Annotated in this window: 14 protein-coding genes; 6 read left to right on the forward strand and 8 right to left on the reverse strand. The window is 38.2% G+C overall.

Annotation, left to right across the window (positions count from 1 at the left end; genetic code table 11):
- Positions 1-104 precede the first annotated feature (104 nt).
- The 3 genes from JMN32_RS07990 (at position 105) to JMN32_RS08000 (ending at position 5,733) form a co-directional block, all read left to right on the forward strand.
- Complete coding sequence (locus tag JMN32_RS07990) at positions 105-3,122, forward strand: CHAT domain-containing protein (RefSeq protein WP_202855784.1); 3,018 nt, start codon at positions 105-107, stop codon at positions 3,120-3,122.
- Between the two features lie 564 nt (positions 3,123-3,686).
- On the forward strand, positions 3,687-3,992 hold the full coding sequence (locus JMN32_RS07995) for a hypothetical protein (protein WP_202855785.1): 306 nt from the start codon (positions 3,687-3,689) through the stop codon (positions 3,990-3,992).
- A gap of 253 nt (positions 3,993-4,245) precedes the next feature.
- On the forward strand, positions 4,246-5,733 hold the full coding sequence (locus JMN32_RS08000) for a hypothetical protein (protein ID WP_202855786.1): 1,488 nt from the start codon (positions 4,246-4,248) through the stop codon (positions 5,731-5,733).
- Positions 5,734-5,853: 120 nt separating this feature from the next.
- On the opposite strand, the gene JMN32_RS08005 is transcribed toward JMN32_RS08000, so the two are convergent.
- The 4 genes from JMN32_RS08005 to JMN32_RS08020 form a co-directional block, all read right to left on the reverse strand.
- Positions 5,854-6,036: a hypothetical protein gene (locus JMN32_RS08005; RefSeq protein ID WP_202855787.1), complete on the reverse strand. Its 183-nt coding sequence runs from the start codon at positions 6,034-6,036 to the stop codon at positions 5,854-5,856.
- A gap of 139 nt (positions 6,037-6,175) precedes the next feature.
- Entirely contained in the window at positions 6,176-7,684 is a 1,509-nt protein-coding gene (locus JMN32_RS08010) for a Do family serine endopeptidase (RefSeq protein WP_202855788.1), read from the reverse strand.
- Positions 7,685-7,865: 181 nt separating this feature from the next.
- Entirely contained in the window at positions 7,866-8,282 is a 417-nt protein-coding gene (locus tag JMN32_RS08015) for an Hsp20/alpha crystallin family protein (protein ID WP_317191768.1), read from the reverse strand.
- Between the two features lie 197 nt (positions 8,283-8,479).
- Positions 8,480-9,064, reverse strand: coding sequence for a toxin-antitoxin system YwqK family antitoxin (locus JMN32_RS08020; protein WP_202855790.1), 585 nt, complete (start codon positions 9,062-9,064; stop codon positions 8,480-8,482).
- 118 nt (positions 9,065-9,182) lie between these two features.
- Here JMN32_RS08020 and JMN32_RS08025 point away from each other — a divergent pair, with 118 nt between their 5' ends.
- Positions 9,183-9,644 (forward strand): DUF6265 family protein, encoded by a 462-nt coding sequence (locus JMN32_RS08025; RefSeq protein WP_202855791.1) that lies wholly within the window; start codon positions 9,183-9,185, stop codon positions 9,642-9,644.
- Between the two features lie 39 nt (positions 9,645-9,683).
- On the opposite strand, the gene JMN32_RS08030 is transcribed toward JMN32_RS08025, so the two are convergent.
- The 4 genes from JMN32_RS08030 to JMN32_RS08045 all read right to left on the reverse strand — a co-directional run bounded on the left by JMN32_RS08030 (position 9,684) and on the right by JMN32_RS08045 (position 13,129).
- Entirely contained in the window at positions 9,684-11,033 is a 1,350-nt protein-coding gene (locus JMN32_RS08030; protein ID WP_238354382.1) for an SPFH domain-containing protein, read from the reverse strand.
- Positions 11,034-11,578: 545 nt separating this feature from the next.
- The gene (locus JMN32_RS08035) at positions 11,579-12,235 is read right to left on the reverse strand and encodes an energy transducer TonB (protein WP_202855792.1); all 657 of its coding nucleotides are present in this window, start codon (positions 12,233-12,235) and stop codon (positions 11,579-11,581) included.
- A complete protein-coding gene (locus tag JMN32_RS08040; RefSeq protein ID WP_202855793.1) occupies positions 12,222-12,530 on the reverse strand; it encodes a hypothetical protein in 309 nt (102 codons plus the stop codon). The genes JMN32_RS08035 and JMN32_RS08040 overlap by 14 nt, the downstream gene beginning before the upstream one ends.
- Positions 12,530-13,129, reverse strand: coding sequence for an RNA polymerase sigma factor (locus JMN32_RS08045; RefSeq protein WP_202855794.1), 600 nt, complete (start codon positions 13,127-13,129; stop codon positions 12,530-12,532). Before JMN32_RS08045 ends, JMN32_RS08040 begins: the two co-directional genes overlap by 1 nt.
- Positions 13,130-13,314: 185 nt before the next feature.
- Here JMN32_RS08045 and JMN32_RS08050 point away from each other — a divergent pair, with 185 nt between their 5' ends.
- Both JMN32_RS08050 and JMN32_RS08055 read left to right on the forward strand, forming a co-directional pair.
- Positions 13,315-14,646, forward strand: coding sequence for a DUF5117 domain-containing protein (locus JMN32_RS08050; RefSeq protein ID WP_202855795.1), 1,332 nt, complete (start codon positions 13,315-13,317; stop codon positions 14,644-14,646).
- An 8-nt stretch (positions 14,647-14,654) separates the two neighbouring features.
- Positions 14,655-15,773: a zinc-dependent metalloprotease gene (locus JMN32_RS08055; protein WP_202855796.1), complete on the forward strand. Its 1,119-nt coding sequence runs from the start codon at positions 14,655-14,657 to the stop codon at positions 15,771-15,773.
- Positions 15,774-15,801 lie beyond the last annotated feature (28 nt).

Genomic DNA, 15,801 nt, shown 5'->3' on the forward strand with positions numbered 1-15,801 from the left:
ACTCTCTTTAGGGAACAATTTTTCTGCTTTTAGCTTTATCCCCGTGAAAATTATTTTTGCATTGTTAAATTTGCAGCCCCCATAAGAATGAATATTCTTCTTAGATGAAAGCACTTCTTTTTCTCATTTCATTTATTTTGTTATCTACTATCACTCTTTTGGGGCAAAAGTATGTTAAGGAGATTGATAGCCTTAATAGAGAGCTTTCTCATGCGCATGGTTCTACTAAGGTAAAAGTGCTGGATCAGCTGGTAGATAAATGCTTCTCGGCTAATAAAAATAAGGAGATGTATTCTTTTCTGGAAGAAATGCATAAGCTTTCAAATGCCCTAGACATCAAAGAGGGCTTGTTTAAAACTTACTTTTATTTAGGGTTAGTTTCTTTTAACATAGAGTGGAAACCGTCCAAAGCGGTAAAACATTTAAATCAAGCACTAAATACCGGGTATACCTATAAAATTGAAGACCCGGAGACATACTCGGCAATTTACAACAACCTGGGTTTGATCTATAAGAATTTATATCATTTTGATTCCGCACTCCATTTTTATAAAAGGGCTTCAAAAGTCAATCAGGCATATCAACTTAATAAAAGAAATATTACCCTGCTACAAAATATGTCACGGATTTGCTATTCAATGGGGGACATTAATCTAGCTATTAACTATGCGGAAGAGTGTTTAAACGAGTCCATAAAGACAAATGAGAAGGAATTAATGTGTACGGGTTATAAAACCATGGCGGAATTTCTCTATTATACTAATTCACCAGAAATGGGCCTGGAATATTGTCAAAAAGCACATGAACTTTCTGTAGAGGTGTATGGTGAGTTTCACTCGAATACAGCTTCTACCTTTAATCTACTTTTTAAACTTCACCACAATTTAGGGAATTATCATGAATCACTAATGTACGCTAACCGGGAGTATTATTGCCTAAAGCAAATTTATGGAACACCTGTCCACCCTAAGCTAGCAGGTGCATTGCTGTCGCTTGGCAGGTGCCATTACAAGCTAAATAACTATGATTCTGCACTATATTTTTATAAGAATGCACTTAAGTCTGAGGAGTTGATTTCTACTAGTAAGAGCACTATGAAGTTGAATATTTATAATAAACTTGCTGAATGTCAACTTGCCAACAATGACTTGTTTGCTTCAATGAGTTTTTTAAAACTAGCAGAAAAGTTGAAGGACGGTACTATTGGGCAAAAGTCAGAAATCAGAAAGATATATGGTGATTTATACTTTAAGTCTGGAAATTATGTAAAAAGTTTGAATGAATATAAAAAAGCTATATTGATTCGATTAGGTAAGTCTCCATCGGATACGTTTTCTTACCCATTGGCTTCTCAAATAGATGATCATTCAAGGGGCCTTTTATTAATGCACAATATTGCGATGGTGTGCGAAATTCTATACAGGCAAAATGGAAGGCAAAATGATTTAGAACAATCCTTTAAAGCATATCAAATATGTGATACTCTGGTAAATACTTTTAGATATAATTTTCAGAATGACAATGATAAAATAGTTTTTAATAAGGCCAGTGTGGAAGTATATAATGGAGCCATTAGAGTAGCTTATTTAATGGGCAAAATTGGTGATCAGAGAAAATATCAGGAATTGGCTTTTCTTTTTGCAGAAAAGGCTAAGTCAAACCTTTTATATCAGTCGATAGTCAAGCGAAACGCAATGCAATATAGCCTACTTCCAGATTCGGTTTTAAACTACGAAAATGAAATCAAGCATAAGGTTACTTCTTACATAGCAAAAATTAACAAGGAGCCTGAAGAAGCTAAAAAAAGGGTACTCAAGGGCCTTTTGTTTGAAGCTAGGCGAGAGTATGAAAAGTTTCAACACGCATTGGAAGGTGCTTTTCCTAATTATTACAAGCTAAAGTATAGTAACAAATTTCTTACAATATCAGAGATACAAGAAAGGCTTGCAGGAGAGACAATTTTAGAGTTTGTCCTAACGGATGAATTGATTTATGTGTTTTTGGTTAAGAAAAATAACTTTAAAGTTTTAGAGTTCGCTAGGCCAAAAAAATTAGATTTCTGGATTGATAAGCTAAGATCGTCTATCCTGGCTAAAGATTACATGGAGTATCAGGAGATGGCTTATCAATTATACAAAAGCCTTTTTGAACCTGTCGAGTTATTTTTGACTAAGGAGAACTATGTTATTATAGTTCCTGATGGTAAACTATGGCATTTGAACTTTGATTTGCTTCTGAGACGAATTGAAGAAGGTAAAGCTTTTTATTCACTTGATTACCTTATTAATGATTACACAATAAGTTATGCTAATTCTGCTAATCATCTGTTTTTAAATAATGGTCGAACTAAAGCCAATGTAAAAAAGAGATGTCTTGCTTTTTCATATAGTAACGACTCATTGGAAACATCACCTGTTGACTTTTGGGTACTGCGAGATTTTAAGCATGATCTTCCCGGTACCAGAGAGGAGATACGAAGTATTTCCAAATTGCTTTCCGGGAAATATTATTTTGGGAGCTTAGCATCAGAGGCTAATTTTAAAAAGGAAAGCCATGGTTATTCAATACTTCATCTTGCGCTACATGGAGAGGTAAGTGATGAAGACCCTTTGTATTCTAAACTAAAATTTTCCCCGGCTATTGGAGACACAACAGAGGATGGGTACCTCAATATATATGAGATATATAACATTAATCTAAACTCAGAAATGACGGTACTCAGTGCGTGCAATACTGGTTATGGGAAACTTGAGAGGGGGGAGGGTTTAATGAGTTTAGGAAGGGCTTTTCAGTATGCCGGTGTAAATAGTCTGCTTTTAAGCAATTGGGGTATTCCTGATGAGGTCGCACCACCCATCATGTATGACTTTTATAGATATTTAAAGCAAGGTATGAATAAAAGTGAAGCAATTCGGGCTGCTAAATTGAATTATTTGAAAACGGCAGGGATCTATAAAAGTGCTCCTTTTTACTGGGGCAGTTTTGTAGTGATAGGAGACCCTTCACCATTAGAAATAGAAGGCCCGGAAATAAACTATTGGCTCTATTTTGTGATTATTATCTCGGCTTTTTCATTAGTTCTATGGGGCGCAAATAATTTTCGAAAGCGAGTGGAGTTTTAAAGGCCATTGTGAACACGAGTTTTTGTATGATCCTATGTCTCGGATACATAAGGCAGGGCCATATCAATATTTGATTTTTTCCAGAGTAAGTCACCAACAAACTGGATAATTTTTAGAAGCCCCTATTCGTGATGGATGTATTTATAGGTAAGCTTTTGATAATATATGAATATTTTGGTGGTTAAATCTTTAATTAAATCTGGGTGTTACAAAGATTTTATGATCGAAAAATAGCTAACAGCTGATTTTGGACTGAAATTTATAGTATTTTATTTATAGGTGTAAGAGTTCTTACAGGTGTACTATTAGAGGAGTCTTAAACTGTTTTGTGCATAATAATCGAACTATTATTGTTCAATAGTATAGCTTGTCAAGCTTAATATGAAACTAAACTAGCATTTCATGTCCTAATCGAGCATATGTATATTTCTTCAACAAAATATTGCCTCAATAATAGCAGGAGCTTAATGAGTTGCCAGGTACTTTATAAGGTATGTTTACTTCCGATATTAAACAGCACCATTAATAAAAAGAATCTGCATTTAACAACTTAAAATCATTGATATGAGCATTTCCTGGGCCGAATCCCGAAAAAGGTACAACCGACTATTAAAGGGCTTAGATGTTCTTATTGATGAAACGTCAGATCTTGTTGAAAATTATGAGCAACATCATCTGGAGTTCGCCAATCTAATGTATGAAAAAGGGCTTTCAGATATTATGAAGGAAGCTGATTTTCTCACGGATCATGAGCGAGAGTTTATGCTGATGTACTATTCATTAAAAGGGCAAGTTGAAAGGCTCAAATACTATAGAAAGACAATTAGCTTGATGCTAATTAAGGACCCGATCAATTACCCGGACAATTAATTCTTTTTCTAGTAAGGGAAAATTTCTTCGGAGTATGATGTGGTTTTATTAACAATAAAAATACCCGTCTCTCTTTATACCTTGAAGGGGCTATATGGTGAAGTTGGCCGCCCTATTTCTAGAGTTTGGGCGCATGATTCAGGTAGTTAAAAATTCATTTTAATGAAATTGGAGTATAAGACCTCTTTTTCGTTTCGACATAAGACAGGTCAAAGCTGCAATTTCATGCTTACACAAAACCCTATTTTTAAGTATGAAAACAAAGTTTAGTTACCACTTAACCTTACTTATTCTTACCATTACTTTTACAAGCTGTTTGTATTCCTGTAAAAAAAGTAAGGAACCTATAAATGATGAGGCAGGAAGAGGAGATACTTATGCCATCGTGGAAGATGTAGAAAGTAATTGTAATCCTGCATGGTTCCCTCATTCGCAGACTCCTCCGCCAATGGAGGGTAATGGCAGTCCTTTCGATACGACAAGTACCACAAATTCGATTTTTCATGAGTGGTCATGGCAAAAATTTCTTTGGCTGACTAAGCCAATGGACAATGGGAAGACCTTATTTGAAGACTCTTTAACATTGGTTACAAATGAACTGCTTCCTATTGAGCCTATAGAGGGTGTAGCGCTTGTTTTAACAGATGTGGGCCAGGCGGGAAGTGATGGAGTATTAATATCCAACGAGAGCTTTAATGGACAGACAGATACCGTCTATTATGGGATATACGCTAACAATATCCTTTTAGAGGTGGCTGACTCCATGAAATCTGTAATTTTAAACGACACCTCTAAAGTAAGCAATACAGCGACATTTCCTGTTGGGGCATTGGAGGTTAAAACATCATGGGTACAGGCAAGTACCATACCTTCAGGTCAACAGTCTGACTATTATCTTACCAAAGCTTATATAACACCTTTGCAAGACACCGCAACTGTAGCTCTTTTGGGTGTGCATGTAGTGGGTGTGGTGAAAAACCACCCGGAATTTATTTGGGCAACTTTTGAACATAATAGCTTGGCTGGTCGCTATGATTGGGCTTCAACAACTGATCAGGATGTTCCTGTTACGTCAAATGAGAATTTAATGTTTTTTGCTAAGGGAGATACAGCTACTATAAAAAATATTACATATACAAAGTCTACCTCATCAGCAGCAGAGAATGTTTTTACAGTGTTCCAATATGGCATTCCCAGAACGGCAGAAAATGCTATAATGCCTCATACAAGTCAGGATAGTGCCACTAACCTAAGCAATTATAATAATATTGTGAGGTTGAACGAATGTGTTTCCGAAAGTCTTTCTGATGTTTGGAAAAACTACTTCTACAATGGCTCGGTATGGATAAATACTGATGGGCTCACTCATGATCAACAGGTAGAACTAATGATCAAAGCTGGGGGTTCAATTGGTAGTGCTGATAGCACCTCTAGTGCACGAGGCTCATTGGCAGCATTTAATATTACCATGGAGACTTTTGCGCAGACTTTTGGTGTTTCTCAGATCCATACTATGGATGCTTCACAGGTGTTCAACTGTATGGGCTGTCACACCACTGTTGCAACAGTTACAGTTGGCAAATCCACCTTTAAAAATAGTAAGTCTCCACTTTATTTCAGTCATATATTTAGAAGTTACCTCAGTGTGAGCAGTGGGGTCTCTGTTGATGAAATCGAAAAATTGAGAATTCAGGAGTTTATTGACGTTCTTGAAAGAGAAACGGACTTCAATAAAAAGTAGTGAAGCTGTTTTAACTATAGAAAAACAGATGCAGAAAATAATTAATGAGAGCTTTCTGGGTGTTAAGCATAATACTCAGAAGGTTTGCATTTAAAAATCCCTCCAAAAGGAGGGATCTATTTAACTCGCTTTTAAAAGGTTATCCTGTTTTAATTTGTACGTCCTGATTTCTTTCTTCTCCAAGTCAAACCAAGCGCACTCTACTAAGTAAGAGCCTTTGTTTTTGATGTACTTTAAGACTTCCATCACTTTCCCATCTCCACTGTTTCTTACCCGCTCTCCTTTCTTAAAAAGTCTTTTCATAGGCAATACAAAACTTAAATTAAATTAAATTAAAGATCTTTTTCTTTAGTACTATAAGTATACGTAATTTTTAAAACTATAGATGCCATAATTTAAAAAATAACGCCCAAATAATATGGACGTTATTTTTGCTTAACCTTTAGGATAACCCCAAACCATAGTAATATTTACCAGGAATATTTTCATAAACTCCTTCAATAAGGATGCCTCCTTCCTTTTTTTCAAGAATTTTCACCACCTCTTCTTTTGATTTAACAGATTGTCCGTCGATTTTGGTAATAATAAAACCCGGTTTCATATCTGTTGACTTTCTTATTTTGCCAGGAGTAAGGGATTTAACCCTTACACCAGAGCTGATCTCTAGTTTTCTCAGAGTTGCTTTGTCAATATCCTCAAGCTCCGCACCTAGTGTGGTTAGAATTTCTTTACGTTCTTTCTTAACTATCTCAGTATTTCCATCCCTGTTTTTTAGTGTTACACCATATGAAACTTCTTTTCCACTTCGGTTGACAGTTACGTTTATCTTGTCTCCAGGCCTTTTGCTACCAATGTAACCTATTAGCTGAGCTGTATTATTTATAGTTCTACCGTCTATGTCTACGATGACATCACCTTCTTTAATACCAGCTTCTCTAGCGCCACTCTTCGGGTCAATTCTGTCAATGTAGGCACCTGAAATTACACTAAGGTTTTGTTCCCTGACGAATTGGCTATTAATGTTTCTGATTTGTACTCCTAGCCATCCCCTTTGTACAGTGCCGTAGGCCATAAGGTCTTCTACTACTTTACTAACAATGTTTGAAGGAACTGCAAAGGAATATCCTGAGTAGGATCCTGTAGGGCTGGCAATTGCCGTATTGATTCCAATTAAATTGCCGTTTAGGTCAACCAGGGCACCACCGCTGTTACCTGGGTTAACAGCAGCATCTGTTTGTATAAATGCTTCAATGGCACTATTTACGCTATCCTGAGTATTGTTATCGCCTATTATACCTATGCTACGTCCTTTAGCACTTACTATGCCCGCCGTTACTGTAGAATTAAGATTAAATGGGTTACCGACAGCCAATACCCATTCCCCTACGCGAACATCATCTGAATTTACAAATGAAAGACTACTTAGTTCTTCCGCATCAATTTTTATAAGGGCAATATCTGTAGTTGGGTCTGTACCTATTATTTTGGCTTTGTAACTACGGTTGTCATTTAAAGTAACTTCAAGGTCATCCGCATTGGCAATGACATGGTTGTTGGTTACAATATAACCCTTGGTGTTGATTATTACTCCACTTCCACTGCCCATTCTTGGTATGTGCTGCCTTCCGCCTCGCTCATCAAGAAATGGGCCGAAGAAGTCCCTAAATGGCTCAGGTATCTGTTGTCTGTTTTGAGCTGAGAAATTGCCTGTTTGTGTAGATCTGATATGGACTACGGCTGGCATTACTTTTTCTGCGGCTCCCGTAAAATCGAGAGGGATCACTTTGCCATCTTCCTTTAAGGAATAAGCCGTTTTTACTGCGGGGGTACCTTCTACGTGTTCAATTTTTAACACCTTATTTTCTTTGTCTATGTTAAAAACATAAACTGAACCCATAGTTAGTGCACTACCCAGAGTTGCAGCTAAAATTAATGAACTAAATTTTTTCATACTTTTCTCCTATTAGTTATTAATTGTGTATAGTTGTTTGAGATCAACAACTGTAGATTGTAAGTAAGACCGAACCAGTCTCTAGTATTTGGGGCTGATATAGTTGAGAATAGTATCGGTAGCTTAAAAAATATCAAAAGCCTTGCCAACATTGTACGGGCAAGGCTTTCAGTGAGTTACATTAAGAGATTGCAATTTGCCTTGAGGTTCTTTTTTTTGCTTCCTCTTTTTTAGGGATAGTTAACTTTAGGACTCCATCAACGTATTTAGCATTGATTTTATCACTCTCTATTGTATTAGGCAAAGTAAATGATCGTTGAAATGACCTATAGTTGAACTCTCTTCGGGCGTACTGACCTTCGCCTTCTTCATGTGCTTCTTCTTTCTCACAAGAAATGGTTAATAAATTATTATCCAACTCAATCTTGAAGTCATTCTTGTTCATGCCGGGGGCAGCTAGCTCAACTTCAAAATTATCGTCTTTTTCTTTTAAGTTGACAGCTGGCATTGTGGGCTGCGCGCTTACGCCAGCGTTAAACCAGTCCCTTCCAAAAAAATCATCAAAAAGGCTGGGAAACAAATCATTTGATCTTTTCATGAGTGTCATAATTACCTCCTTTTTTAATTTTGGTTATTGGTTAATTATTTACTGTAAAATCTACAACTCTTATGCCATCTGCCGATATCTTTGTAAGAATGAAAAGTTGACATATATAAAAGAGGAAATCACTCCAAAATATGTCATTTTGGCTTATTTGGGGCGATGTGTGTATAGCTAGACTTTGATGTAAGGTACTATTTCTTCACCAGCTCACCATCAATATATTCGTATTCGATGGTCACATTACCTTCTTGATCATACCATTTAGCTAAGCCATGCCGCTTGCCATTTAGATATGGGCTTTCTTCCAGAAGTTTTCCATTATCGTAATAGACCTTTACCAAACCGTTTAACTTACCGTTTTCATACACGCGCTCCTCTTTGATCCGTGCGAGCTTATACTCTTTATATGCTCCATGGAGCTGGTCATTATGATAGTAGGCCATTTTTAGCAACCTTCCAGCATTGTCAATTTCAATATGGGCCCCCTGTCTCAACCCGTTCACGTACCCTGATATCGTTTTAACCACACCATTCGGATGAAATTCGGTCCAGCTTCCAATTTTTTCACCCTTCAGATAATCCCCTTCAGCCGAAATATTACCATCGGGATAGTTAAGCGTAACCTTTACCATATCAGCGTTGTCCAGGTAGGACTCAGTTTGGGCAGTTTCTGGCAACCCCCCTAATCCTTCTCTGCTTTTAAGTGTATCAGATGCCTTGTTGCAGGCAAACATATTCACTGAAAAAACAAACAAAATTACGATGGTTTTTCTCATGGTTGTTCTAGGTTTTGCGAAAAATAGAAATGATCTTCAATATTATTAAATACAGATTCCATTTTAAAAGGAGGCAGTATTTTTTTGCTGTTTTGAATCGCAACAAATAAAAAAGTTTATGAAATCATTCTGTTATTTGCTATTGCTTTTAACGCCCTGTGCATATGGCTATGGCCAGTTGTCAGATACAGGAAAACTAAGTCAATTAAGTTGGTTGGTAGGGAAGTGGGAAAGACAAAATATGAAACCAGGCAAAGTTGCTCATGAACGTTGGGAATTTGTATCCGACAGGCTGAATGGCTGGGGAGTAACGTTGGTGGGGGCGGACACGGTATTTTTAGAGCAACTTCAAATCGTGGTCAATGATAAAGGGTTGTTTTATGTAGCAGAGGTAAGCGAAAATGAGGCTCCTGTATATTTTGAAATTGTGGAATTGCGTAATGATGGATTTGTCTGTGAAAATCAGGCTCATGATTTTCCTAAAAGAATTGACTATGTATATGATGGTGACCAGTTGAAGACTACCATTTCTGGAGGGGGTAGGGAAGCAAGCTTTTCGTTCAGGAAAGCAATTAAATAAAAAAGTTGGCTCATAATGAGCCAACCAAAAGACATCAGGCTAATTTTTTTGTTTGATCTTCACATCAAGATCTTTAGCCATATTCGCCGTAGCAATGTTTATAAAGTCCATGGCGTTCGGAGTGCCTTTACCCTCGCCACCGCCTATATAAGTTGTTGGAACCAGTTGAGTACCTGCAATGGCTTGTGCATAAGCTGAATGTACTCTTTCAAAAGTCTGAAGCTTCATTTCAAGCGCTCCATCAGCCTGCATTACCTTTTTCTTTTTGTAAGCCTCAGCATCTGCAAGTACTTTTACTTCCTGAGCTTTCAATCGTGCCGACTGCAGTTCAAGTTTATGTTTTTCAACATTTACCTGCTCACGCTTCTTTTCTGTTTCCATGGTTATGAGCGCAGTTATTTGCTCTTTTTCCATATTTACTTTAATGCTTGCTTTAGCAGCCTCACCTTCTGCAATAATACGTTGCTTTTCATATTCTGCTTGCTTGGCTCTTTCTTTTTCTATAGAGGCCTGAGCAGCAGCATCCCTTTGCTTACCGAGCAATTCTTTAAACCTTTGTTCGGGGTTGACATCTTCAACGGTTGCCTGCGAAACAACAATTCCATATTCTGCAATGGGGTGCTTTTTTCGCATAATGGATCCGTCACTATTGGTTCTCTTTTTAACATTATACCGTACTAATGTTCGGTTTTCTATGGTTCTACTGTCGTCGATAGACTTTATTGAATCAGTGCCATTAGGCTTCATTTCCTCGGCATCTAATATGTACATGCCATGTGCCAATTGATCCAATACAGCATTCTCCAGCTCACCGCCACGTCCGGCTATATACTCCTGTGCTGAGATCAAACGGGCAGAGTTTTTTGCAATTTCCATACAGGAAGGTATCAAAGAACCATTTACCAGGTTGTCCTGATGTCTGAACTCTAAGGCCATTTTTAAGAATAAGTCTGGGTTTTCTGGAAGCCTGAACCTTGCCGATAGTGCCAATTCTGCTTTTACTGCATCATTAAATCGTACGGGTATAGTTACTCTATTGCCGCTATACTGTTGGCCGTCCTGTTCTTTCTCTTCATTTGAAACAAACTTCACGGTTACCACCTTTTTCCAAGGTACAACCTCTCCCCACCATTTTAAATGATATCCTGGCCGGAGTTCTGCTATTTGCTTACCTGTAGGGTATTGAACAAGGTAACTATAACCAGCCTCCGAATAAAAGAAAAGGCCATTAATAAACATCAGCATGATGCCCAAGATGATTAAAATCAGTGAATTTTTCGCCCTCCAACTTCTGATGAACTGGGAGTTTATATCTGATTTTTTTAAAACCAGAACCCCCACTGCGCCGATTATCATTAAAAGGCCGATAATAATTGTTAATGTTTTCATAGCTAAAAAATTTAAGGTTAATAAAAAATGCATAAGCCGTTTATGCTCGTCATTGAGCAGGGCAGACCTTTAGGTAAGGTATTGGTGAGATATCAACTTCAATATTGCCAACAGAGGGCACCAAAAACCACAAGTTCCCAAAAGGGGTCTCATTGAATTCAGTTATTGTCTTGTTAGCTATTGGTCAACATGGGTGCCTGACCAGATAGGGGAGAAGAAAAATAACATGTCTGAGAAAATGCATCACAACCCATGACTGATTGCAATTCTCGTTTTCTCAATGAGTCAAAACGGTCAGTAATTGACATTTTCAATTACTTTTTGTATCAACTTATTATTGTATACGCAATATGAATATTCGAGGTTTCGAATATTCATATATATTGTTTTTTTATGAGTTGCATAATCGTTTAGACAAATTCTCAAACAACTAAAATGTTCTTATTTGATCGAAAAAGAATGTTTTGACTTAAAAAATAAAACAAAAAAAGTTGGCCTCAAGGAGAGCCAACTATAATAAGTTAAGAGTTTATGTATTGCTCTGGTTAGTTTAATACAAACTTTACCGGGATGATTTGTCTTACCTTTACAGGAATTCCTCGTTGCTTACCAGGGTTCCATTTTGGAGGGTTTTCAAAGATTCTTAGCACTTCTTTGTCACACCCTGCACCTATTCCTTTGGCAATTTGAATATCTACCATGTTTCCTTTTTCATCCACAATGAAGCTCATATAAACCGTGCCCTCTATTCCCATTCTTCTTGCCTGTACAGGATATTTGAGTCTTTTATTGATGAATTTGTATAGAGCTTCTAACCCTCCTTCTGGAGCAGGCATTTCCTCAACTATTGTAAAGGTAGTTTCCGCTTTTTCCACAGGAGGCTCTTCCAATATGGGTTCTGGGTCAGGTAGTTCCGTAATATCAAACGTTACTTCTGTTTTGACTTCAATTTCATCTGGCTCGGCTTCAACCGGATTAGCCAATACAGGTTTGGGTTTAGGTGGTGGTGGTTCATGAACTGTAATAGGTATGATAGGGTCTTCAATTGCATTTCCACTCTCTATATCTATTGGTTCAATGACTTCTGCTGCTCTATATTCAAAGGCACTTACAGCCAGCATCATCGCGGCTAACAGACCGATATGAAAGAAAAGTCCTGATTGTTTTCTCAAGTCCTTTTCAGGATTCTTACGCTTTTCCATGATTTTTGGTGTTTAATGAAACATTTATTAATACACCCGGCCGGGATGTTTTATATGCTTTTGATTGGGCGTCTCCTTTTGGAGTATCATTTTGAGGGCGATCTATTTTGCGTAAAGCAAAGTACCCCAACATGATCAAGCCTATAAAAATGATAATGTAGATAACAACTCTCAACAACTTTTTGCCAACACTCGTGCGTTCATGCCTTTTGAGAAGGTCATAGTAATCCTTGTGGCTTTCGATCCTTCTAGAGGTCATCTTTTTTCTACGCAATCTGATCTCGTGTCTTCCCATTATTTGGTCCAATTGACTTTAAAGTGTTCTTTTAATTTTTCTACAGCCCTGTAAAGGCGCATTTTAGCACCACTTTCGCCAATATTCAATATAAATGCTATTTCCTTAAAACTTCGTTCTTCAAAAAACCTTAACTCCAATACTTCCATGGTCTCGGTTGGGAGCTCTTTTAAGGTGGTGATCAAAAGTTGTATCTGTTCCTGACTGAACTCTTTTTCATCGTTTTCAAAAAGCTCAAGTACGCGTTCTTCTTCAATGCTAAATACCCTGTTTTTCTTCTTTTTGTTGAAAAACTTATTCACTTCGTTACTAGCGATGCGATAAAGCCAGGCTGAAAAGGGTAATCCTCTGAATTCGTACTTTTTTAAATTCTGTAGTGCCTTTAAAAAAGTTTGCGAACAAAGGTCAGCAGTTAGCTGTTCGTCATCAGTTCTTCGATATACAAAGTGAAATATCCCTTCATAATACCGGTCATATATTTTACCGAAAATCCGAGGATTTTTTCTCGATGCCTCGATTATCTGTTGCTCCTCGGCAATTTCTTCTTCGGTCATATGTTTGGCCGTATTCAAGTGTCGAATTCCAATAGTTTTGAACATATAACCGCAGTTTTTAAAAAGGTCACAGAAAAATTGATTTTTTCTTTGGGATAAAATCAATTCTAATGTCTCTCCACTTTAATAGGAATATAGTAATAATAATCAATAGCTATATCCAGAGGTATAATACCCATTGCTTGCATTTATAAATATTAATACTTTTAAGTAACATTAACTGTTGTACAATGAACAAGCTTTATCTCTGTATTGCTATGCTTTTTATAGGATGCACGGCAACATCTAATTCCACAACATCATCAGGAAAAATTACTTCATATGGTTCAGGAATAGCCGGAAAAACGGCCGGTATGCAAAAATATGAGGGGTATTTTGAGTACTATTATGATTTTAAAACCGATAAAATACTGCTGGTGGTGGATAAGTTTGATCAGGAGTTCCTATATGTAAACTCACTTTCGGCAGGTGTAGGCTCCAATGACATTGGTTTAGACCGCAACCAGTTGGGGCATAGCCGTGTAGTGAAATTTGAGAGAAGGGGTCCTAAAATTTTGCTCGTTGAACCAAACTATACTTACCGTGCAGTCAGTGATAATGTTAATGAACAAAAAGCTGTTGAGGATGCTTTTGCGAAGTCTGTCTTGTGGGGCTTTAAATTGATTACTGAGGAGGAGGATAAGGTGCTTATTGATGCTTCTGATTTTTTTCTTAGTGATGCCCATGACGTGAGTGGAACCTTAAAGAATGCAGGACAAGGAAGCTATACGTTAGACAAATCACGTTCTGCTTTTTATTTGTCGCGAACCAAGAATTTTCCAAAGAACTCTGAATTTGAGGTTACACTTACTTTTACAGGAACCTCTCCGGGTAATTATATAAAGAGTGTTGTCCCTACACCTTCAAGCGTTACCGTGCGTCAGCATCATTCGTTTATAGAGCTGCCAGATAATAAGTATAAGCCTCGTGTATTTGATCCAAGGGCTGGATTTTTTGATATAACCTACTATGATTATGCTGTGCCTATAAGTGAAAATATTGAAAGGCGGTTTATAACCCGCCATCGTCTTGAAAAGAAAAACCCAGAGGCTGAAATAAGTGAAGCTATAGATCCGATTATCTATTACCTTGATCGGGGTACTCCAGAGCCAATTCGCTCGGCCTTGCTGGATGGAGCACGTTGGTGGAACCAGGCATTTGAGGCAACAGGGTATAAAGATGCCTTTAAGGTGGAAATGCTACCTGAAGGTGCTGACCCCATGGATGTCCGTTACAATGTGATCAATTGGGTACATCGATCTACGCGGGGCTGGTCCTATGGCTCGTCAGTGACAGACCCAAGAACCGGAGAGATCATTAAAGGGCATGTTTTATTGGGATCATTAAGAGTGCGTCAGGACTTTCTTATTGCTGAGGGGCTGCTTGCTCCATATGCAGAAGGTGTAAAGGTGCCCGAAGCTATGGAAAAGATGGCTTTGGCCAGGCTTAGGCAGCTGGCTGCACATGAAGTAGGCCATACATTGGGCTGGCACATAGCTATGCATCCAGTGGCGAGAACTTAGCCTCTGTTATGGACTACCCACATCCGATTGCTCGAGTTGTAGATGGAAAAATCTCCTTAGACTATGCATACGACGATAAAATAGGTGCCTGGGATAAAGTAGCCATAAAATATGGTTATCAGGACTTTTCGGATGGTACCAATGAAAAGGCGGAGCTTAATAGCGTGATTCAGGAGGCACTCCGGCAAGGGCTCAGTTTCCTATCGGATAAAGATGCCAGGCCTGACGGGGGAGCGCACCCTTATGCTCACTTATGGGATAACGGTAAGGATGCATCGGATGAACTTACAAGAGTACTTGAGGTACGCAAGCTTGCCCTTCAAAATTTTGGAGAAAATAATATCCGTTTAAATGAGCCTTATTCGAAGCTGGAGGAAGTGCTTGTTCCGGTTTACTTCTTTCACAGGTACCAGGCTGAGGCAGCAGTGAAGTTAGTGGGCGGTTTGAATTATAGGTACGCCTTAAGAGGAGATGGGCAAATAATAACCGAAATGGTCGCTCCGGAAATACAAAATAAAGCCCTAGATGCACTTATGGAAACACTCATGCCAGAGAATCTGGCTTTGACTGAAAAATTACTAGCAATGATCCCTCCCAGACCGTTAGGCTATAGTAGAGGGAGGGAGGTTATAGTTTTGCGAACAGCAGTTACGTTTGACCCGTTAGGTGCAGCAGAAAGCGCTGCCAATATAACTTTACGGTTGCTTTTTAACCCTTCCAGAGCTCAGCGCCTGATTGAATACCATGCAAGGGTAGAAAGTCAGCCTTCATTTGCTTCGGTCATCGATAAGGTGCTTAACGCTACATGGAGGGCCTCTCATTCCAAGGGTTATCATGGTGAAATACAGCGTGTTGTTGATGATATGGTTCTGGTTCATTTAATGGCCTTGGCTGTAAATAAGGATGCAAGTGATCAGGTAAAGGCAATTAGCTATCTTAAAATCAGTCAGCTTAAAACCTGGCTTGAGCAAATTTCAAAAGGCTCAATAGGCGAATCTCAGAAGGCACATTACCTACTGGCTTTGAGAAAAATTGCTCGATTTGAAAAAGAGCCGGAAAGTTTTGAAAAGACTGAATTCGTGCTGCCCCCACCAGGATCACCGATTGGGGTGATGTGTAACGAGTAGGAAGGTAATTTATTCAAATAGTATCAAC

The organism is Fulvivirga marina (assembly GCF_016775155.1).
Classification (GTDB): Bacteria; Bacteroidota; Bacteroidia; order Cytophagales; family Cyclobacteriaceae; genus Fulvivirga; species Fulvivirga marina.